The sequence below is a fragment of the Paenibacillus sp. strain BS8-2 genome, from assembly GCF_054483835.1.
Map to the genome: position 1 here is coordinate 4,045,000 of NZ_CM137010.1, position 18,459 is coordinate 4,063,458.

At 52.4% G+C, this 18,459-nt stretch carries 24 protein-coding genes; 20 read left to right on the forward strand and 4 right to left on the reverse strand.

Annotated elements, in window-relative coordinates; all coding sequences use genetic code 11:
* Positions 1–100: 100 nt before the first annotated feature.
* The 7 genes from queC to ACX1C1_RS17125 all read left to right on the forward strand — a co-directional run bounded on the left by queC (position 101) and on the right by ACX1C1_RS17125 (position 4,150).
* Positions 101–769, forward strand: a complete 669-nt coding sequence (gene queC / locus ACX1C1_RS17095) for a 7-cyano-7-deazaguanine synthase QueC (protein WP_458953382.1) — start codon at positions 101–103, stop codon at positions 767–769.
* Positions 769–1,215, forward strand: coding sequence for a 6-pyruvoyl trahydropterin synthase family protein (locus ACX1C1_RS17100; RefSeq protein ID WP_458953383.1), 447 nt, complete (start codon positions 769–771; stop codon positions 1,213–1,215). The genes queC and ACX1C1_RS17100 overlap by 1 nt, the downstream gene beginning before the upstream one ends.
* Entirely contained in the window at positions 1,208–1,981 is a 774-nt protein-coding gene (queE, locus tag ACX1C1_RS17105) for a 7-carboxy-7-deazaguanine synthase QueE (protein ID WP_458953384.1), read from the forward strand. The genes ACX1C1_RS17100 and queE overlap by 8 nt, the downstream gene beginning before the upstream one ends.
* Before the next feature lie 23 nt (positions 1,982–2,004).
* Positions 2,005–2,502: a preQ(1) synthase gene (gene queF, locus ACX1C1_RS17110; protein WP_458953385.1), complete on the forward strand. Its 498-nt coding sequence runs from the start codon at positions 2,005–2,007 to the stop codon at positions 2,500–2,502.
* A gap of 3 nt (positions 2,503–2,505) precedes the next feature.
* Positions 2,506–3,063, forward strand: a complete 558-nt coding sequence (locus tag ACX1C1_RS17115) for an SLOG family protein (RefSeq protein ID WP_458953386.1) — start codon at positions 2,506–2,508, stop codon at positions 3,061–3,063.
* Positions 3,064–3,217: 154 nt separating this feature from the next.
* Complete coding sequence (locus ACX1C1_RS17120; protein ID WP_458953388.1) at positions 3,218–3,613, forward strand: phage holin family protein; 396 nt, start codon at positions 3,218–3,220, stop codon at positions 3,611–3,613.
* A gap of 129 nt (positions 3,614–3,742) precedes the next feature.
* Complete coding sequence (locus ACX1C1_RS17125; protein WP_458953389.1) at positions 3,743–4,150, forward strand: hypothetical protein; 408 nt, start codon at positions 3,743–3,745, stop codon at positions 4,148–4,150.
* 144 nt (positions 4,151–4,294) lie between these two features.
* On the opposite strand, the gene ACX1C1_RS17130 is transcribed toward ACX1C1_RS17125, so the two are convergent.
* Positions 4,295–4,552, reverse strand: coding sequence for a hypothetical protein (locus ACX1C1_RS17130; protein WP_458953390.1), 258 nt, complete (start codon positions 4,550–4,552; stop codon positions 4,295–4,297).
* A 132-nt stretch (positions 4,553–4,684) separates the two neighbouring features.
* On the opposite strand from ACX1C1_RS17130, the gene ACX1C1_RS17135 reads away from it, so the two are divergent.
* The 11 genes from ACX1C1_RS17135 (at position 4,685) to ACX1C1_RS17185 (ending at position 12,332) form a co-directional block, all read left to right on the forward strand.
* A complete protein-coding gene (locus ACX1C1_RS17135) occupies positions 4,685–4,981 on the forward strand; it encodes a Dabb family protein (RefSeq protein ID WP_458953391.1) in 297 nt (98 codons plus the stop codon).
* Between the two features lie 176 nt (positions 4,982–5,157).
* Complete coding sequence (locus ACX1C1_RS17140; RefSeq protein ID WP_458953392.1) at positions 5,158–5,580, forward strand: DUF86 domain-containing protein; 423 nt, start codon at positions 5,158–5,160, stop codon at positions 5,578–5,580.
* A 58-nt stretch (positions 5,581–5,638) separates the two neighbouring features.
* The gene (locus ACX1C1_RS17145) at positions 5,639–6,328 is read left to right on the forward strand and encodes a helix-turn-helix transcriptional regulator (protein WP_458953393.1); all 690 of its coding nucleotides are present in this window, start codon (positions 5,639–5,641) and stop codon (positions 6,326–6,328) included.
* Between the two features lie 286 nt (positions 6,329–6,614).
* Positions 6,615–7,106 carry a DUF948 domain-containing protein gene (locus ACX1C1_RS17150; protein ID WP_458953394.1) on the forward strand — a complete coding sequence of 164 codons (492 nt, stop codon included), beginning with the start codon at positions 6,615–6,617 and terminating at the stop codon, positions 7,104–7,106.
* Positions 7,107–7,154: 48 nt separating this feature from the next.
* Positions 7,155–7,667: a YtxH domain-containing protein gene (locus ACX1C1_RS17155; RefSeq protein ID WP_458953395.1), complete on the forward strand. Its 513-nt coding sequence runs from the start codon at positions 7,155–7,157 to the stop codon at positions 7,665–7,667.
* A 211-nt stretch (positions 7,668–7,878) separates the two neighbouring features.
* Positions 7,879–8,688 (forward strand): glutamate racemase, encoded by an 810-nt coding sequence (gene racE / locus ACX1C1_RS17160; RefSeq protein ID WP_458953396.1) that lies wholly within the window; start codon positions 7,879–7,881, stop codon positions 8,686–8,688.
* 160 nt (positions 8,689–8,848) lie between these two features.
* Positions 8,849–9,763: a M14 family metallopeptidase gene (locus ACX1C1_RS17165; protein WP_458953397.1), complete on the forward strand. Its 915-nt coding sequence runs from the start codon at positions 8,849–8,851 to the stop codon at positions 9,761–9,763.
* A gap of 146 nt (positions 9,764–9,909) precedes the next feature.
* Positions 9,910–10,143 carry a hypothetical protein gene (locus tag ACX1C1_RS17170; RefSeq protein WP_458953398.1) on the forward strand — a complete coding sequence of 78 codons (234 nt, stop codon included), beginning with the start codon at positions 9,910–9,912 and terminating at the stop codon, positions 10,141–10,143.
* A gap of 93 nt (positions 10,144–10,236) precedes the next feature.
* Positions 10,237–10,539: an iron-sulfur cluster assembly accessory protein gene (locus ACX1C1_RS17175; RefSeq protein ID WP_458953399.1), complete on the forward strand. Its 303-nt coding sequence runs from the start codon at positions 10,237–10,239 to the stop codon at positions 10,537–10,539.
* An 8-nt stretch (positions 10,540–10,547) separates the two neighbouring features.
* Positions 10,548–10,778, forward strand: coding sequence for a YuzB family protein (locus ACX1C1_RS17180; protein ID WP_458953400.1), 231 nt, complete (start codon positions 10,548–10,550; stop codon positions 10,776–10,778).
* Between the two features lie 135 nt (positions 10,779–10,913).
* Positions 10,914–12,332: a PDZ domain-containing protein gene (locus ACX1C1_RS17185; protein WP_458953401.1), complete on the forward strand. Its 1,419-nt coding sequence runs from the start codon at positions 10,914–10,916 to the stop codon at positions 12,330–12,332.
* A 53-nt stretch (positions 12,333–12,385) separates the two neighbouring features.
* Here ACX1C1_RS17185 and ACX1C1_RS17190 read toward each other — a convergent pair whose 3' ends face one another.
* Positions 12,386–14,416: an LTA synthase family protein gene (locus ACX1C1_RS17190; RefSeq protein WP_458953402.1), complete on the reverse strand. Its 2,031-nt coding sequence runs from the start codon at positions 14,414–14,416 to the stop codon at positions 12,386–12,388.
* A complete protein-coding gene (locus tag ACX1C1_RS17195) occupies positions 14,409–15,557 on the reverse strand; it encodes a THUMP domain-containing class I SAM-dependent RNA methyltransferase (RefSeq protein WP_458953403.1) in 1,149 nt (382 codons plus the stop codon). The genes ACX1C1_RS17190 and ACX1C1_RS17195 overlap by 8 nt, the downstream gene beginning before the upstream one ends.
* Positions 15,558–15,709: 152 nt before the next feature.
* On the opposite strand from ACX1C1_RS17195, the gene ACX1C1_RS17200 reads away from it, so the two are divergent.
* Complete coding sequence (locus ACX1C1_RS17200; RefSeq protein WP_458953404.1) at positions 15,710–16,351, forward strand: O-methyltransferase; 642 nt, start codon at positions 15,710–15,712, stop codon at positions 16,349–16,351.
* 93 nt (positions 16,352–16,444) lie between these two features.
* Here ACX1C1_RS17200 and ACX1C1_RS17205 read toward each other — a convergent pair whose 3' ends face one another.
* Entirely contained in the window at positions 16,445–17,656 is a 1,212-nt protein-coding gene (locus tag ACX1C1_RS17205; protein WP_458953405.1) for an MFS transporter, read from the reverse strand.
* A gap of 421 nt (positions 17,657–18,077) precedes the next feature.
* Here ACX1C1_RS17205 and ACX1C1_RS17210 point away from each other — a divergent pair, with 421 nt between their 5' ends.
* Entirely contained in the window at positions 18,078–18,296 is a 219-nt protein-coding gene (locus ACX1C1_RS17210) for a hypothetical protein (protein WP_458953406.1), read from the forward strand.
* Positions 18,297–18,459: the final 163 nt, after the last annotated feature.

Genomic DNA, 18,459 nt, shown 5'->3' on the forward strand with positions numbered 1-18,459 from the left:
TCGCGTCGCTCCCGTATGCGGGAGCGTCGCACGCGCCGTTTCTTATGCTGCAGGACGATCGCGAAGTTCCATCTTTGACATTTGGAGAGGTGGGAACATCATGAAACAAGAGAAAGCCGTTGTCGTCTTTAGCGGCGGGCAAGACAGCACAACATGTCTGTTCTGGGCGATGAGCAGGTTCGCCGAGGTCGAAGCCATTACATTCGATTATGGACAGAGACATAAGCTGGAGCTGGAGTGCGCTGCCGAAATTGCAAAGCATCTGGGGATTAAACATCATGTCCTCGACATGTCGTTATTGAATCAACTGGCTCCCAATGCGTTAACGCGGGATGATATCGCAATTGAGCAGAAGGAGGGCGAGCTGCCGACGACGTTTGTCGACGGCCGGAATCTGCTGTTCCTGACATTCGCTGCCGTGCTTGCCAAGGGGATCGGCGCCAAACATATCGTGACCGGCGTATGCGAAACCGACTTCAGCGGGTACCCGGATTGCCGCGATGTGTTTATCAAATCACTTAATGTGACGCTGAATCTGTCCATGGATTACGGATTTGTTGTGGATACGCCGCTTATGTGGCTGAATAAGGCAGAGACGTGGGCGCTTGCCGATGAGCTCGGCGCGTTTGATTTCGTGCGGGAGCGGACGCTCACTTGTTACAACGGAATCCCAGCCGATGGCTGTGGCGCTTGCCCAGCCTGTACGCTGCGCCGCAAGGGGCTGGACGATTATTTGGCCTTGCGCGCGCTCAGAGAGGCGGGTCATTGATGCTGCAACAAACGTATCCATCCGTTCAACATGACTATTGCTATGAACTAAATAAGGACTTTCATTTTGCCGCGGCGCATTACATTCCTTCCGAAGAAGCCGGCAAATGCCGCGTCACGCATGGCCATACGTATTATGCCAACGTAACGGTAGGCGGCGATGAGCTTGATGAGTCGGGGTTTCTGGTCAATTTCGCGATCATTAAGAAGTTGATCCATGACCGATTCGACCATATGCTGCTGAACGAGGACGCACAGTGCTTCGACAATTCGGCGCCGGAGCGATTCCCGACAACCGAGGTAGTTGCGAGGGTGATCTACGAGCTGGTGCAGGCTGATCTGGACACGCGATCCAATCGTCCGCAATGCTTGCAGGTTTATCTGCGGGAGACGCCGACGAGCTACTGTCTGTACAGGCCGAAGCGGAAGGCTGGCCGCCATGATTGATGAGCAGAGTTCGACGCAGTCGATAGACTCGCATGTCTCTAGACCAAGACGTCTTCCCGTTATGGAGATATTCGGTCCGACCGTACAAGGCGAAGGCATGGTTGTCGGGCGCAAAACGATGTTTGTCCGCACGGCAGGCTGCGACTACAGCTGCAACTGGTGTGATTCGGCTTTCACCTGGGATGGAACGGGCAAGGACGAGATCCGCTTATTGACTGCTTCAGAAGTCATGGAGGAGCTGGAGCTTATCGGCGGCAGCTCCTTCGATCATGTGACGATTTCCGGAGGCAATCCTGCGCTTCTGGCCCAGCTTGGTGATCTGATCGAGGGTCTGCACGCGCGAGGCTGCCAAGTGGCGCTGGAGACGCAAGGCAGCCGCTGGCAGCCATGGTTCGTCGAAATCGACGATCTGACCTTGTCTCCCAAGCCGCCAAGCTCCGGTATGTCGCCCCGTTGGGAGACGCTGGACGACGTCGTGGAGCGGCTCGTGGCTGCCGGCAACAGCTTTTGTCTGAAGGTCGTTGTTTTTGATGAGGCAGACCTTGATTATGCCAGAGCGGTACACGGGCGTTATCCCGGCGTGCCGTTCTATCTCCAGGCGGGCAACGGAAATTTGACAGAAACGGAGCCGGCCCGAATGCTGCCCTACCTCGTAGAACGGTACGAGTGGCTAATTAATAAGACGATGCCGGATGCAGCGTTCCGTCGCGTTCATGTATTACCGCAGCTCCACACCTGGGTATGGGGCAACAAAAAAGGCGTATAAGGAAGTTGGAAGGGAGTGCACGAATGGAAGGAAGAGTGAAGGAAGAGCTGGATGGCATTACGCATCTAGGCAATCAAGGCACAAAGTATCCGTTCGACTATGCGCCTGAGGTGCTGGAGTCGTTCGAGAACAAACATCCAGCACGCGATTATTTCGTCAAGTTTAATTGCCCAGAATTTACTAGTTTATGTCCGATTACAGGGCAACCAGACTTTGCGACGATTTATATTTCGTACATTCCGGATGTGCGTATGGTGGAGAGCAAGTCGCTGAAGCTGTATCTGTTCAGCTTCCGCAATCATGGCGACTTCCACGAGGACTGCATGAACATCATTATGAATGACCTCATTAAGCTGATGGATCCACGTTATATCGAGGTGTGGGGCAAGTTCACGCCGCGCGGCGGCATCTCGATCGATCCGTACTGCAACTGGGGGCGCCCAGGGACGAAATTTGAGGAGATGGCGAGCTACCGGCTTATGAATCATGATTTGTATCCGGAGAAGGTCGACAACCGTTAGCCGATGAAGACAGTTCTCGTTACCGGTTATCGCGCGCACGAGCTGGGGATATTCAGCCAGAAGCACAAAGGGATACCGTTCATCAAGCAGGCGATTACGAACAAGCTTATCCCGCTGCTGGAGGAAGGGCTGGAGTGGGTCATCACGCCCGGCGGCTACGGCGTCGATTTGTGGGCTTGCGAAGCCGTGATTGCGCTGAAGGAGTCGTACCCGCAGGTTAAGCTATCCGTGTTGACGGCATTCCAGAATCCCGAGGAGGGCTGGAAGGAAGAGAAGCAGCAGTATTACCGCGATCTGCTGCGTCACGTCGACTATTACGCCGCCGTCTCCAAGGCGCCTTATGAAGGGCCTTGGCAATTCAAAGCAAGGGACGAGCTGTTGCTTCGCAAGTCGGACGGTATCATTCTCGTTTACGACGAAGAAGCAAACGAAGGCAGTCCGCGTTTCATGAAGGAGCGTGCACTGCGCAAGGTGCATGATGACGGCTATCGCTGTATCATTGTGACATCTGAAGATATTCAAAGCGTCGCAGACGAAGCTTCGTATCATGAGCTCGAATAAGAGATAGGGATTGGCACCACATGGTGCTAGTCCTTTTTTTATTTGGGCGGCCCAATCTGGTTTTCGCTGCCGGAACAGGGACAAGGCAACAGTCAATCTAGCAATTAGAGGCATAGAGTACAGTATAAATCCTAAATGAAAAGAGGTGGCGAGAATGCCGCTCGTATGGGTTAGTTCAGCTTGTGGGGTGCTGGGATCGATACTAACATTTATGTTTGGAAGCTGGTCGGAGTCTTTGACGTTTTTGTTGATAGCCATGGGGGCGGATTACGTCACAGGTACTGCAGCATCAATCAAGGAAGGGAAAGGACTGAACAGCGCGTTCGGTGCGTGGGGGTTAGCGCGCAAGGGTTTATGCCTGCTGGTGATCTTGCTTGCTCACCGCATCGATGTGTTGCTGAACACCGATGACGTCACGATGGGGGCATCCATATTTTTTTATATTGCCAATGAATTGATCTCCATAACGGAAAATTACGGGAGACTGGGCTTGCCTTTACCGGAACGGATTCGTAAAATGATCGCGATACTTAAAGAGAAGGATAAGTAGGGTTTATTTTCCCTTGCATGGAATCGAGTATTCTGACTATAATAAGAACAGATGTTCTTGTTTCGGGAGGGTTTTGACTGGCGCGCAGTGCGCCGTCTATATACGCGAAGATCATGGAGGAGGAGCGCAATGGCCGCTAACAAGGAAGCCGCGCTGACAAGTAGAAGGGGCAACGTCACGGTGCCGCCCATTCAGACGGAAGAGGAGCTGGAGTTCGTCAAACGTTATGTGCTGCTGGGTATTGTGATGCGTATTCTGGATCATGACATTCGAGCGATCGGCGTGTCCGGCATGAAGCTGCCTCGTTTCTATGAGTCGGTGCTTAGAGCCGTACAGGATCGAGTTCTGCTTGATCTGGCGGCTGCTCGCAAGCAATTTCGTGAATCGGGCATCAAGGTTTACGAGGAGAGGAGAGAGAAGGACGGGTTGCATGCACAATATGTATGCCGCGGTTACCATCATCGATTTTTTATGTTATGGGGCTTCGTCAAGGCGGAATCCGAGCGGCTTCTCAAGGGATATATGTCAAGAACCTAAGGGAGCTATAACAGCGACGTGACTATCAACTTCTATGTATACTGAGCGCACAGAAGGACCTCAATTTCCTCGTTATGCCGGAATTGAGGTCCTTTGCTTGTTGGCGGGCAATGTTCGAAGTTATGTGACCGCTTCTGGGCAGAGTCAGGCGGCGTTGGGATTCCTTCTTCTGTCGCGGGCGATAATCAAATCTGTAATGAATCCAAGCAGCGCCCAAGTCAGCACTGTGAGTACGTACAGCAGCATGACGCTGACCTCGTGGATGTCCATAAACAGATCCGCAAACCACGCAGGAATGCTAAACATAAAAAAAACCATATTGTGCATGTCGTAGCCCGTATAATTGAACGCGCAGATGGCAACTCCGATAAGAGTGGCGATGATGGTGACTGTATATCGCATGACGCGCCTTCGCTCCTTTAACTAAAGATTGCCGTAATGTCTTTCCATAGGTTATTATGTGACAAAAGGACGATTCTCATGCCGGGCTATGCGCACGGCCGAATACAGCAAAATTTAGGGAGGATTTGGCACATGATTACGCATATTGTTTTTTTTAAACTGAAGGATGCAAGCTCAGAGAATGTTGATCGTGCGGTAGCAGTTCTGCGCGATATGGAGGGCAAAATCGACGAGCTGAAATATATAGAGGTGGGCGTGGATGTGCTTCATTCGGAACGTTCGTACGATATCGCGCTTGTCACGAAATTTGAAAGCATGGCCGATCTAGAGATTTATCAAGTTCATCCGGTCCACAAGAAGGTTATCGAATATATGTCACAGGTTCGCGAAGCGTCTGTCTGCGTAGATTACGAAAGTTCGAGGGATTAATAATGTCTGATATGAGAGACGTATACGAAATATTTACCTATTTGCTTGTTATTATTTTTAGCAGCATCATCATGGTGGCCTGGCTGAAGCGCAAAGCGCGCAAGAGCCGCAAATAGTCGTCGCTTACCGGAAACGGTAGTCGAGGCGGGAAGTAAAACGGAAAGCAGGGAATGGACATGTATTATGTGAACCGGGAACAGATATCCGTAAGACTGGAGGCTATTCCTGCGCTGGCGGAAGCCATGCATAAACTTTCCAACGAGTGGGAGGGAGCTTTGCTGCAAGGACTCGCGCAAGAGAGAGCCTTGCATCTGGCTATCGAGATCGTTACAGATGTTGGAAGTTATCTCATCGACGGATTTATTATGCGGGACGCCAGCAGCTACGAAGACATCATCGAAATTACGGGAGCAGAGGGCGTTTATCCGGCAGCCATGACGGAGACGCTTGCAGAGCTGGTCAAGCTGCGCCGACCGATCGTGCAAGAATATTATGACTGGCCAAGTGAGGAGCTTCATCATTTTACGGCTAAGCTCGCTGAGCTGCTCCCTGAATACAAAGCGACTGTTGAGGCGTATTTGGAGAAGGAATTGCAATAACGGAGATCATCGTTGGATTGTACATAACGCGTCAAACGCGAGGGAAGGGGGAGTAGAGATGCTGGAAGGCTTGATGGAAGAAGAAGGCGGGGCGACCACGCTTGGGACTACGCGCGGGCGTCTGCTTCGTCTGCTGCGTACGCGCGGCAGCATGAATGCCGGCATGTTGGCAGCGGAGCTTGGATTAACCGAGATGGCGATCCGCCGGCACATGCACGAGCTGGAGCGGCAAGGCAGCATCAGAATCGTGCCCATTCGGCAGGCCAAGGGTCGGCCGCTCCATCTCTACGAACTGACGAGCGCAGCAGAGCGCTACTTCCCGCGGAACTACCATACGCTGACGATCGATCTACTCGCCGAGCTTGAAGTCGATCCGGATACATCTCCACTCATTGACCGAATGTTCGAAGGCCGCAAGCGAAAGCTTCAAGAACGTTATGAGCCAAGAATGACCGGCAAGTCACTGGAGGAGCGGGTGAGCGAATTGACTGCCATTCAGAATAGCAGCGGCTATATGGCGGAGATGGAGCGCGGCGAAGATGACAAGTTCGTGCTGCACGAATACAATTGTCCGATCGCCGACGTTGCAGGAACGTATGAGCAAGCTTGTCATTGCGAGCTTTCATTGTTCCGATCGTTGCTCGACGTTCAGGTTAATCGAACCGAATGTTTGGCAAAGGGCGGCAGTCGCTGCTCTTATGTCATCGGTGGTGTTCCACAAGAAAGTGATTCATCCGTTAAACAATAACTTCAACCGTAAACAATAACTTCAACCCCATACAGCACATTCAATCGAACAGGCTGCCATGACTCTCGCAAGCAGGAGGGGAAAGGCAGCCTGTTTGCTGTTGCGTGCTGTTGCGGCATTGACTCATTTCCGTTATTGCAATTTTTTTGAGTATGCTTTCGCACGGCTGTGTCAAGACAAGCCCAGTCTGCTTATACTGTCATTACGCAATGGGCATTCGCCCTGTTGACCCCATTCATGAATCAAGGCGGGATTGGGCACTGTCTATACGGGAGGAGAGATAAGGATGACGCTGGAGTGGATTGCCGCGACGGCCGCGGCAGCTTTTGTCGTATGGGTTGGCGGTACGCTGCTGGCGATTCGCGCTTTGCTCGCGAGGCTGGCAAAGGTGCAGGCTTCGGCTGCGGCTGTGCAAGAGGATATGCATCGGCTGTCGGGCGAGGTCAGCCAGATCTTGTTACCAACAGAACAGACAGTGAGGTCCGTGCAGCAAAGTGTGGAGTCGACCGAAAAGTTGTTCCAGGCCGCTAGGCAAGTGGGCGGCACGATCGAAGCGACAACGTCGGCCGTCGAACGTGTAGCCACATCGTTGTCACGCTCTGCAGCTGGTCATGCCGACAGACTCGCCAAGCGCAGCGAAGTCGACACAGCCGTTCAGTGGGCGGAGCTCGGCCTGACGGCATGGCAATTGTGGCAATCCGGTCGCAAGCTTGAATCACCCGACCCTACTCCGTCACCGTCCAATACCGCCGCCGCTAATTCGCGTATCTCTGAATGACTGGACCAACAGGCTGGGAAGCCTAAGAACGAAAGGAGCGACGATCACATGTCAACACATAAAGGAAAAGGATTTCTGTTTGGCGCATTAGCTGGAGGTGTGCTTGGATCTATCGCGGCGCTATTGTTTGCGCCGAAAGCAGGCAAGGAACTACGTCAAGATATCGGCGTGCAGGCACAAAAGGTCGGCGACAAAACGGGCGAAATTGCAAAGGGGATCGGCAACAGCGCGATCCAGTTAGCCGATCGGACGAAACAAGCGGCAAGCAGCATGGCAAGAAATGTCAAAAGCTTTGGCAGAGGCACAGCTGCTGAAGTGGCGACGATCTCTGGCGTAGCGGTGGAAGCAGCCGAAGAACTGGCGGACGGCGTTATCGAACGTACATCGGAGGCGGCAGAGCAACTTGCACAAACAGCCGAAGAAACGTATGAAGCAGGTGCCGAAGTGGTTGAAACCGTTACGGAAGCAACAAAGGATACGGTTATGCAATCCGTCGAGCAGTTGGAAGAATACGTAACGGCAAGCGCGGACGAGAATCAAGACCTGGACAAAGAGCAATAATGAAAGTCGCCTGACTCGCAAAGAGCCGAACGTCTATGTCAGAATGACGATGTCGGCTCTTTGGCGCGCCTGGAATCGTTGCTCCTTTCTTGAACGTTACACGGTTATGCGATAAGATGTAGGTACGTTTTCGAAGGGTTATTCATATGTTATGGTAATTTTGACCCTAGCTCCTTCATCCAACATCCCAGTCCAAGAAAGCGGTGTGTATGTGCAACAACCGATAGCAATTTTTGATTCCGGCGTAGGCGGCCTGACGGTCGCAAAGGAAGTGATGCGCCAGCTGCCGCGGGAAAAAATCATCTATTTCGGCGATACGGCTCGGACGCCTTATGGGCCGCGTTCGGCCGAAGAAGTGCGTGCCTTCACAAGAGAAATCGTCGAATACCTCATACAGTTTCAGCCCAAAATGATCGTCATCGCCTGTAACACGGCTACGGCTGTTGCTCTGGAAGATATTCGTTCACAAGTGTCGATACCCGTCGTTGGTGTCATCAATCCTGGCGCAAGAGCGGCAATTGGACGCACGACGACAGGCTGGATCGGCGTAATCGGAACGGTGGGCACGATCAATAGCGGCGCCTACGAGAACGCGTTGCGAGAGCTGACGCCTAATGTCCAGATCATCAGTGAGGCATGCCCCAAATTTGTTCCGCTTGTCGAGCAAGGCAACTTCCGCTCCCAAGAAACGTATCAGGTTGTTCGTTCGTCAATTGAGCATCTGCGCCAATATCCCATGGATTGTCTCATCCTTGGCTGTACGCATTATCCGTTCTTGGCGGAAACAATTTCAGAGGTGATGGGCAGCGAAGTAGCTCTGATCAGCTCAGCCGACGAGACTGCACGGGAGATCAGCACCATCCTGCATACGAACCGTAAGCTCGCTACCAATGATCCCATTCCGGTTCATCAATTCTTCTGCAGCGGCGATCCCTTTATGTTCAAACAAATTGCGCAGCAGTGGCTAGGCGAACAAATTGATTTAACGCCTGTCGTCTGGCAGGTTCCCAACATCATTTAACGCCACCGACGACCATAGCCAGCTTTCCCGCGAATGAAACGACTCTCTACGATCAACGATCGGTTGATACGGCAGGAGTCGTTTTTTTTGGGTTGTCGACAATTTCTCTATAATGGGAGCGCCTATCGCCGCATACGATGGATAGAGTCGATTATGCTGCGTGAAGGAGTGCAGGATCCTGAAAGAGAACAAGTTCGACAACCAAACCTATTCGTACGAAATGATGATGGAGGATTGCCGGCAGCTAGCGATAGGATATCCCTTTATCGCGGCGGAGAGCATCGGCAGGAGCGTGATGGGCAAGCCGATCCCGGCGCTTCGCTGCGGCTGCGGTTCTAGAGCCATTCATATGAACGCGTCATTCCACGCGAACGAATGGATCACTTCCGCGCTGCTCATTAGGTTTATATCGGAGCTGTCCCATAGCTATGCGACGGGACGTCCGCTTGGCGGTGTAGACGTAGCGCGCTACTGCAACGAAACCACAATCTGGGCGGTACCGATGGTTAACCCGGATGGCGTGGAGCTCGCGCAGCGCGGCGTACACCAGAGCCACCCGTTATACAGTCAATTGCTGGCTTGGAACGGTGGTTTAAGTGATTTTAGCGCTTGGAAGAGCAATATAAGAGGTGTAGATTTGAATGACCAATTCCCGGCCTATTGGGAAGAAGAATGCAAGCGGAGAGAAGTGGACGGACCATCGCCGCGCGATTATCCTGGGCCGTATCCGCTAAGCGAGCCGGAGGCGCAGGCCATGGCGCGATTAACGGAAGCCGTCTCGTTCTCTGTGGTAATCGCGCTGCATACGCAGGGCAGGGAGATATACTGGAATTATCGCGACTATGAGCCGATAGAATCGGAAGAACTGTCGCTTCGTCTGGAGAAGGTCAGCGGCTACCAATCAATCAAGCTAAGCGGCAGCGATGCGGGGTACAAGGATTGGTTTATTTATCGCTATCGACGTCCTGGCTTCACTGTAGAAGCGGGATTAGGCGAAAATCCGCTGCCATACGGCAATCTTGACAATATTTATGCTGAGCTTCGACCGCTCTTGCTGGAGTCTCTCAAGTTCTGAGTTGCACACGTGCCGCCTATCGGATGAGAATGGGCTGGAAGTGGTTAGTATGCATGCCTGTACATTCCCCTCGTTTACGCAGATCTACCCCCGCTATGGTATACTGTTACAACAACGCTGTTGATGGACAGACGGGAGGTGCGGGCATGCGCAAGTTGTTTTCGCTCAGACATTGGAAGAATACGTTTGTGTTTATATATAAGCTGCTGACCTCCAAGAAAGTTGCCCTTCGAGACAAGCTGCTGTTCTTGATTCCGGTCATCGTGTATTGGGTCATTCCGGACGTGATGCCTTTCGTGCCGATCGACGATATCGCATTTACGATGATTATTGCAGAATGGTTTGCCGTACGAATGGGCAGGAAGTATAATATTACTTGATCAAATAATTGATGGGATATGCTGGCTGCAATTTAGCTGCGGTACAGGATGCATCTATAATAACTTTATGAGAACTGAAGGAGCTGTCGGACCATGAACTGCAAAATTTCCCGCAATGCGGCCAAGATGATCAAGCTCGAGCTGGACAAGCCCGAAAATGAAGGAAAACTGCTTCGCGTCTACGTGACACACGCGCACGGCGACCATGCCCACTATGGCATGGGAGTGGACGATCCGACTGATAATGACGTCGTTGTTTCCACGGATAAGGACATCGATGTGATCTTGGAGAAGGACAACGAGTTCCTGGATGGCATTCGCATCGATTATTTCTACGTGCCGGAAGAAGGCTTCGCCGTTACGAATCCTTCAAAGGGCAACCACGGAGATCATTAAGCTTCGTCATGGCTGTGAACGATATTCGAATTTGCGACAAATGCAAGCACATGCGGATGAAGACCGCGATGGACAAGTTGACTAAGCTAGCGCCAGAAGCGGATATCCAGCAGGTTAGCTGCAAGTCCTATTGCGGGCCGTGTGCTCGCTACGCCTTCGTATTTATTAACGGAAGATATGTCAAAGGCGCGACGGAAGACGAAGCAATCGAAAAAGCGATGACGTACTTGAAGAAATAATAGAGTCACATGTCATACGGCGACGATGCTGCGGGCAAGAGACAGGGATGCGACGGCGAGACCGGCGTGCTCCTGTCTCTTTTTTTGAAGAGCTGCGGGGGATGCAGGAAGATGTGCAAGAAGGAGGAGTTCGGTATGGCAATCAGGTACGTCGAAAATGATAGGGAAGCACCGCGTAATGGGTTATACATAGCAGGATTGCTGATAGGACTTGTTTATTTGATAGCAGCTGAGCTGATCTGGGTACCGGCGCCAATCGTGACGGGCGGGGGGATGGAGTGGATCGAGTGGATCGACTATCTCTTCTTCGGACTTGCTATTGTGCCGCTGTGTTGGTGTGCGGGGGCGTTGTACAGATACAGAATGGATAAACGGACGATGCGTCCAAGTCGAGTGTTGAAGCTATTCAGAGGCGTGATAGCCGCTGCTAATCTGGCGACGGCCATTCTGATCGCAGCTGCACCGGACAAGCTTGAACTTGGAATTGGCGGAGTTGTGATATGCGCCATCTTGATGTTCGGTGATCTTATCGCCGGAGATGTCCTCTATCGCCGGAGATTCCCATGGCGCAGCGTGACATGGCTTGCAGGGACGGCAGCTGCGCTTGTGCTGCTGGTCTGGCCGACATCCTACAATGTGACCTATCCAGGGATGACGCTTAATCTGAATCGATATGCGGCGATTGAGGGAGGAATGGCTGGCGGGGTGATCGACGGCGTGCTTGTATTCGATCGTCCTGCGGTACTCGCGGACAGATTGTATGGAGCGTTGTTCCCGCAATACCAATTCCAGCCGATCCCGGAGAATGAGCCGCCACTCTCGGAAACGTACGCGCAGGTCGTTGCGATGAAGCAGGATGCGAACAAGGTCGCATCAGCGATTGCCATGGAGAAGGCTGGTATTGGCAAAGGCGCAGTACCGGACGGCGTTCGTATCGTTGCCATCGTCAAGGATAGTCCGGCCGATGGTCATCTGCAAGCGGGGGACATTATCGATGCGCTTGACGGGGAGAGGATCTATAAGGTAGATGAGCTGATCGCCAAGATGGAATCCGAAATCCAGGCGGGAGACGTTGTAATCGTTTCGTTGCGGCGAGGTAACGAAGAGGTAGAGACAACCGTCACGGCTGCTGCCTCGGCAGACAACCCAGGACGTGCCGTCTTCGGAATTTCTATCCAGCCTGAGGTGAAGCTGGATACACCAAGACTAGTAACATACAACAATTACATGGCACATGTAGGCGGTCCGTCACACGGCGCGATGTTAACGCTGGCGCTAATCGATCAATTGACTCCTGGCGACATGACGAAAGGGCTGCACATCGCCGGTACTGGCACAATCGAAGCGGATGGCTCCGTTGGCATGGTGGGCGGCATACCACAGAAGGCTTATGCTGTCAGTCGGACGAAGGCGGATGTATTCTTTGTCCCGCTTGCTGGAGAAGAGGCTGCTAGGGCGGCCGCGCCGGATCTGACTGTCGTCCCGGTAAATCATATTAATGATGTGCTGGATTGGTTGTCGAATCAGAACAATCGATCTAACAATCAAGCATGAAAAGAAAGGCGGCACCGGAATTTCAGATCCGGCGTCGCCTTTCTTTTCAATCGTTATTCCCTCGATCCGGACATTTGAGTGGCTTCAACCGCTCCGTTAAGCCTGAATGTTGGGAGCAGATCGCCAATGACGATTCGATCCGACATCATAAGCTCAAGGTCGGCTGATGCCGTACCGTCCAGACAATCAGAGGTGGAAAGGAGGGAACTGCTCGCTATATCGTAACAACGACCGTTGGCGGGCAACCCATCCTTCGAAGGGATATAATAACGTGAGCCATCCGTCCAAGATCCGTCGCGCTGCACCACGAGACGCTCAGTTGTGGCGGAATCCGTAAGAAGCGGCATCCCTAGCAGGTAACGATCGGTAGCCGAGATGCCTAGCAAATGAAGCAAGGTTGGCGTCGTATCGAGCTGTCCACCTGCCGTATCTCTGGTGCCGGCATATGCGCCATCCGGCAAATGGATCAGGAACGGAACTTGTTTGATCGTCATCTCCTGTACGAGCGGGTCAGTAGCGTTGTCGACAAAACGTTCGTACAAGCTCCAGTCGGTAATCGAGTTGTCATGATCGCCATATAACGCGAATATTGTATTTTCCCAAAGTCCATCCTTCTTGAGACGATCGACCAACTCACCCAGCGCAGCGTCCGCGTAGTGGACGGATTGGAGATAATCGCCCATTGCTGTACCTTCCAGCTCCTCGAGGTTCAACAACTTTTCCTTCTTCGGCATGCGGTAGGGGTGATGGCTAGTGAGCGATATCAAGAAAGCATAGAACGGCGATTCTCCATTTTCCTCCCGGATCGCAGCGAGCTTGTCCATCGTTTGTCTATAAAACGATTTGTCGCCAAGCGACCATCCCAGCGGCTCATCCAGCGTATAACTTTTGAGACTGTGGAACTGGTCGTAATTCATTTGCTTGTACATGACATTGCGGTTCCAGAAGCCGCCTTGATACGGATGGAACACATCCGTCGAATAACCGTTTTCCTTCAACGTCTCCGGCAGGCAATCGAAGTCATGTGACGCGTATTGGATAAAGACGGAGCCGCTTTTCATCGGCAGCATGGAGCAGGAGGTGGCGAAATCGGCATCCGACGTTCTGCCTTGCGCCGTCTGATGGTAGAAGTTGCTGAAGTAGGCGCTCTCCTTCATTAAGCCGTTAAGGACGGGCGTAATGGCCTCTCCGCCGATCGATGCGCCTAACATAAAGTTCTGCAGCGATTCGACCTGCACCATAAGGACGTTGCTGCCTGCATAAGCGCCGAACAGCGGATCGTCTTCTACCGTGCCTCGACGAGCTCCGCGTTCTTCGATCCATTGCTCCGTCTCCGACTTCTGAGCGGCGGTCACGGTTTCTGCGCCTAGCCAGTTGATTTTTGCGTAGCGATAGACATCATATCCATGGAAACCAAGGCCTCCAGCCACGTTGTAGATACTTAAGTTCCACCAATTTTTCTCGAATAACCCTTTGGCCCATGTATCCGTCGCATGGTTGAGATTGACAGCAAACAGCATGTACCCGAGGGCTAGTGCCGTCATGGATGTCCCGATCCGCAGGGTGCGACGCTTCCAAGTTACGCGCTTAAGAAGTCGAGCCGGACGCAGGACAGCTCGTCCACGCCAGATCACAAAGACGGCATAAGGGAGAATGATGACCATATCCGCGAATAACCACAAATCGTACGCGCTGAGCAGAGAAGCGATGCTGCCCCCAAGCGATTCGACTTGACTAAGCTGCAGCAGGACGGGAACTGTGATAAGATCCTGAAAGTAGCGGTAATAGATAACATCGGAGTAGAGCAGGAAGGACAGCACCAAATTTAATGCTATAAGCGACACGATCCGTCCTCTGGTTGGCAACAGCAGCGTCCAGAAGGCAAGGAGCAGCACGGCGCCCGTCTCGATCATGGCATCCTTAATTGTCATATCCATGTATTGCACGGATAACAGCTTCGAGAAAAAATACAATTTCCATACCATAGCGCCTGCAAACAAAACAAAATCGGCCGCGACCAAACGGTCCAGCCGGTTTAGGCTCCAAGCAAGCAGGCGACCGAAGCCGCCGCTTTGATTAGTCATGACGTTTCTCCCTTGGCGGAAGAGGACCGAAAAACTGGTAGAAGTCACACTGGATTCGTCCGTTAAACAGCTTGCGTTTCTTATCTGCTTTCCTGCCCATGTAATGCTCCACCTGCGTAGACGGGCTAATGGCGAATACTGACCAAGTTGGATAATGTAATGTTGTCAGACCGAATTGCCGAAGCGCGGCTTCTGCTGATGCATCGTCTCCGAGACGCTCGCCATAAGGCGGGTTCGTCAGGATGACACCATAATCGCCCTGGGGTTTCGCTTTGGCGACAGGCGCGAGGCTAAGTTTGATCTCTTTGGCGAAGCCAGCCCGTTTGATGGCTGCCTCGGCAACCTCGATCGCATAGGGATCAATGTCGGAGCCTGCAATTTGGAGCGGAATATCGTCCTTAACGGAGTCATAAGCTTCATCGCGCGCGTCGTCCCACATCTGTTTCGTAATTTGAGACCATCCTTCGCTCACGAAGGTGCGACGCAAGCCTGGCGCAATATTCCAGCCGATCATGGCGGCTTCGACTAACATCGTGCCTGAGCCGCAGAACGGGTCATAGAGCGGTCTCTCGGGTTGCCAGCGGCTAAGCTGGACAAGCGCAGCAGCCATCGACTCGCGGATCGGCGCTTCAGTGGAAACCAATCGATAACCGCGTTTGTGAAGACCAGAGCCAGACGTGTTCAACGTGAGCAGAGCTTCATCGTTCAGCAACGAAATTTCGATTTCGTATTTGGGTCCGTCCTCTGGAAACCACTCGGTACCGTATTTCGCCTTCAGCGACTCCACGACAGCTTTCTTGACGACGCCTTGCACGGCCGGTACGCTGGATAGCTGCGACTTGTGGGAACGTCCATTAACCGGAAATTCCCCGTCTTCTGGAATCCAAGCGGACCAATCAAGAGCCTTTGTCCCTTCAAAGAGCTCGTCGAATGTCGTGGCTTTGAATTGTCCGATGTTGATTAACACGCGTCCTGCGGAACGAAGCCACAGATTGGTACGGCATATATCCTCCGGTCCGCCGGTGAAGTTGACGCGTCCGTTCTCCGTTTGGGTATTCTCGTAACCCAGCTCCTTGAGCTCTCGGGCTACGATAGCCTCAAGCCCCATTGGAGCGGTGGCGATTAATTGCAATTGGTTCATAAACGTACACTCACTTCCGATTAATTTCGGGAACTAACGCTGTGTTGCTGCGTGTTTTCCTGATTCTTGTCACGTATCTTATTAAAACGTACAATTAAGTATAGGACATGTGACGGGAATATTACAAATTCGAATTAGAAGGGGACGAGAGAATGTCAGACAATGAACAATATGTAGACGGATTATATGAAGCTGACGAGGTGCTTGAACGGGTCAAAGCAGGCATCGAAGCGGCGGGTATGCCGTCGATCTCGATCGCGGACGGGTATGGCAGACTGCTGACCTTATTGGTGCGAATGAGCGGAGCGAGGAGTGTGCTGGAGATCGGCGCATTAGGCGGATATAGCGGTATCTGTCTGGCTCGCGGCATGGATCGGCAGCCGGATGGAGGCAAGCTTGTCTCGCTTGAGTTGCTGCAGAATTATGCGGATATTGCCGCGCGGCACCTGGAGGAAGCGGGGTTCGGCGGTGTAGCCGAATATATCGTAGGCGATGCCAAACAAAGTCTGGCCGTGCTGAAAGAGCAAGGAAGATCCTTTGATTTTTTCTTTATCGATGCAGACAAAGAAGGATACCCGATCTATCTGGATTATGCGCTGGAGCTGGCCAATCCTGGCGCAATCATCGTCGGCGACAACATCCTGCTTAGAGGGCGCACGACAGATGAAGCCAAGCAGGGACCTGCTGTCCTTGCGGTACGTTCATTTAATGAACGGATAGCGAGCGACGCCAGATTGGAAAGCACAATTCTGCCGGGATACGACGGTCTTTCGATTGCGAGAGTCCGAGGATAATCCATACATGATAAGAAAGACGCCTGTGGGTCGCTGATCAAGCGGACCTGCAGGCGTCTTTCTGTTGCGGACGAGCCAATCTTCTAAGTCATGTCATGACATGCCCTTCGTATACCTACGCTTGAGCAGTGTCTGCCATACCCAAATGCCATTAAGCAGCATGAGTGCGCCAGAAACGAGGAACAGGCCGTGAATGCCGATATAACCCGACAAGGCTCCTCCAGCGATTGGGCCGATCATGTTGCCGAGGCTTAATGTACTGCTGTTGAAGCTATAGGCCCTGCTCTCCATCCCGTCCGGCGTATATTTGCGGATCAGCGAGTTCACGGCGGGGATGAGTCCCCCCAAGAACAGTCCGAGTCCGAATCTCGCCAGCAGAAGCTGCCAGACGGTGTCTGCAATGGCCTGCGGGATAAAGGCGAGAGCAGCGCCGGCCAAGGAAACGGCGAGCACGCGCTCCGCGCCGATCCGATCGCTAAGCTTGCCGAGCAGCGGGGAAGCGATCATATTGGAGAGTCCGGTCACGGAGCCTACGAAACCGGCGAGAAAAGCCAAATTTTCGGCGGAGCCATGCAATTGCTGGACGTAGAGCGGAATCAGCGTCATCGGGCTCATGTTGGCGAACTGGATAAGCAGCGTCACGCAGAACAAGGCCAGCAGCTGAGGGATTCGCGCAACACGTTTCAGCCCTTCTATGACGGATGCTTGCGCCCTTGAGGCGGCCTTCGCGATATCAAACGATTCTTTGACGACGAACAAGGCAAGCAGTGATGCGACAAAGAGCAGAGCGCCTGTCAAATAGAAGATCGGACGATAGCCGACGGCATCCGCCAGCAATCCTCCGATCAGAGGACCTAGAATGGTACCCGCGATCGCACCGGATTGGATAGAGCCCATTGCGAAGCCCATCCTTTCTTTGGGCGTCGTTGCTGATATAAGGGCGATCGAAGCGGGATTAAAGCCAGATATGGTTCCGTTCAGCATGCGAAGGAATAGGAGATGCCAAGGACTCGTGGCGAAGCCCATCAAGACCATCACGATAGCCATGCCGAAGCCGGAGCGGAGCAGCATCATTTTCCTTCCGTAACGGTCTGCAAGCTTGCCCCAGATCGGCTGGAAGATAAACGACGTGACAAAGTTCCCTGCAAAAATAACTCCCGCCCATATGCCGATCTCGTGAGGATCCGACAAACCAAGCTCAAATTGAAGGTACAGGGTCAAGAAGGGGATGATCATTGTCATGCCGGCCATGACAAGAAATTGACCAAACCACAAGACGATCAGGTTTTTTTTCCATTGTTCCATTCCAATAGTATAACATAATGCCCCCTGTATTTAGTCAGGTTGGATCCAAGCACAATCTATGTAGAATTTCACATACGTTGGGGCTGCATGGCTGGGTCGAGGTACATCGTATGTAGAATTTCACATACGTTGGGGCCGCATGGCTGGGTCGAGGCACATCGTATGTAGAATTTCACATACGTTTGGGATGCATGGCTGGGTCGAGGCACATTGTATGTAGAATTTCACATACGTTGGGTCTGCATGGCTGGGTCGAAGCAAATTGTATGTAGAATTTCACATACGTTGGGTCCGCATGGCTGGGTCGAGGCACAATGTATGTAGAATTTCACATACGTTGGGCCGCATGGCTGGGTCGAGGCATAATGTATGTAGAATTTCACATACGTTGGGTCCGCATGGCTGGGTCGAGGCTCAAAGTATGGTTGATGCTGCTCTCACAATCCACACATACCCAGCAGCGATGGAGCAGGCCAACTATGCTTCAATTGCGATCGAGCGAATAAACAAGGAGTTTCTCAAGCAGCTTAGGTCTATGAACCGATTAACGAACATGGATGCGTCAGAGAAAGTCATCTACTTGCAGTGTACCAACTTTATGATGTGTATGCAGAACGCGCCACAACTGGAATCGGAGTAATAGAAGTCATGGATAAGTTTGCCGAAAGGTTTGAGGAACGCTTCCCGCAGCCCATGGAGTAACCAATAATTATCAGTAAGATAAGAGCGGATGCTTTATCCGCCCGTCTGCAACAACGTCAGAACATTCGAACATGACTGAAGTATTTCATCGTCCCAATGGT

What these genes read in the sequence shown, in the direction of transcription:
- ACX1C1_RS17145 (WP_458953393.1), top strand. Translation starts at nt 5,639, where the DNA reads ATGCTGGAAGGCTTGATGGAAGAAGAAGGCGGGGCGACCACGCTTGGG.
- ACX1C1_RS17180 (WP_458953400.1), top strand. Translation starts at nt 10,548, where the DNA reads ATGGCTGTGAACGATATTCGAATTTGCGACAAATGCAAGCACATGCGG.
- ACX1C1_RS17125 (WP_458953389.1), top strand. Translation starts at nt 3,743, where the DNA reads ATGGCCGCTAACAAGGAAGCCGCGCTGACAAGTAGAAGGGGCAACGTC.
- ACX1C1_RS17195 (WP_458953403.1), bottom strand. Translation starts at nt 15,557, where the DNA reads ATGAACCAATTGCAATTAATCGCCACCGCTCCAATGGGGCTTGAGGCT.
- ACX1C1_RS17140 (WP_458953392.1), top strand. Translation starts at nt 5,158, where the DNA reads ATGTATTATGTGAACCGGGAACAGATATCCGTAAGACTGGAGGCTATT.
- ACX1C1_RS17115 (WP_458953386.1), top strand. Translation starts at nt 2,506, where the DNA reads ATGAAGACAGTTCTCGTTACCGGTTATCGCGCGCACGAGCTGGGGATA.
- ACX1C1_RS17150 (WP_458953394.1), top strand. Translation starts at nt 6,615, where the DNA reads ATGACGCTGGAGTGGATTGCCGCGACGGCCGCGGCAGCTTTTGTCGTA.
- queE (WP_458953384.1), top strand. Translation starts at nt 1,208, where the DNA reads ATGATTGATGAGCAGAGTTCGACGCAGTCGATAGACTCGCATGTCTCT.
- ACX1C1_RS17210 (WP_458953406.1), top strand. Translation starts at nt 18,078, where the DNA reads ATGGTTGATGCTGCTCTCACAATCCACACATACCCAGCAGCGATGGAG.
- ACX1C1_RS17130 (WP_458953390.1), bottom strand. Translation starts at nt 4,552, where the DNA reads ATGCGATATACAGTCACCATCATCGCCACTCTTATCGGAGTTGCCATC.
- ACX1C1_RS17155 (WP_458953395.1), top strand. Translation starts at nt 7,155, where the DNA reads ATGTCAACACATAAAGGAAAAGGATTTCTGTTTGGCGCATTAGCTGGA.
- ACX1C1_RS17190 (WP_458953402.1), bottom strand. Translation starts at nt 14,416, where the DNA reads ATGACTAATCAAAGCGGCGGCTTCGGTCGCCTGCTTGCTTGGAGCCTA.
- ACX1C1_RS17185 (WP_458953401.1), top strand. Translation starts at nt 10,914, where the DNA reads ATGGCAATCAGGTACGTCGAAAATGATAGGGAAGCACCGCGTAATGGG.
- ACX1C1_RS17205 (WP_458953405.1), bottom strand. Translation starts at nt 17,656, where the DNA reads ATGGAACAATGGAAAAAAAACCTGATCGTCTTGTGGTTTGGTCAATTT.
- ACX1C1_RS17200 (WP_458953404.1), top strand. Translation starts at nt 15,710, where the DNA reads ATGTCAGACAATGAACAATATGTAGACGGATTATATGAAGCTGACGAG.
- ACX1C1_RS17135 (WP_458953391.1), top strand. Translation starts at nt 4,685, where the DNA reads ATGATTACGCATATTGTTTTTTTTAAACTGAAGGATGCAAGCTCAGAG.
- ACX1C1_RS17175 (WP_458953399.1), top strand. Translation starts at nt 10,237, where the DNA reads ATGAACTGCAAAATTTCCCGCAATGCGGCCAAGATGATCAAGCTCGAG.
- queC (WP_458953382.1), top strand. Translation starts at nt 101, where the DNA reads ATGAAACAAGAGAAAGCCGTTGTCGTCTTTAGCGGCGGGCAAGACAGC.
- queF (WP_458953385.1), top strand. Translation starts at nt 2,005, where the DNA reads ATGGAAGGAAGAGTGAAGGAAGAGCTGGATGGCATTACGCATCTAGGC.
- ACX1C1_RS17170 (WP_458953398.1), top strand. Translation starts at nt 9,910, where the DNA reads ATGCGCAAGTTGTTTTCGCTCAGACATTGGAAGAATACGTTTGTGTTT.
- ACX1C1_RS17100 (WP_458953383.1), top strand. Translation starts at nt 769, where the DNA reads ATGCTGCAACAAACGTATCCATCCGTTCAACATGACTATTGCTATGAA.
- ACX1C1_RS17120 (WP_458953388.1), top strand. Translation starts at nt 3,218, where the DNA reads ATGCCGCTCGTATGGGTTAGTTCAGCTTGTGGGGTGCTGGGATCGATA.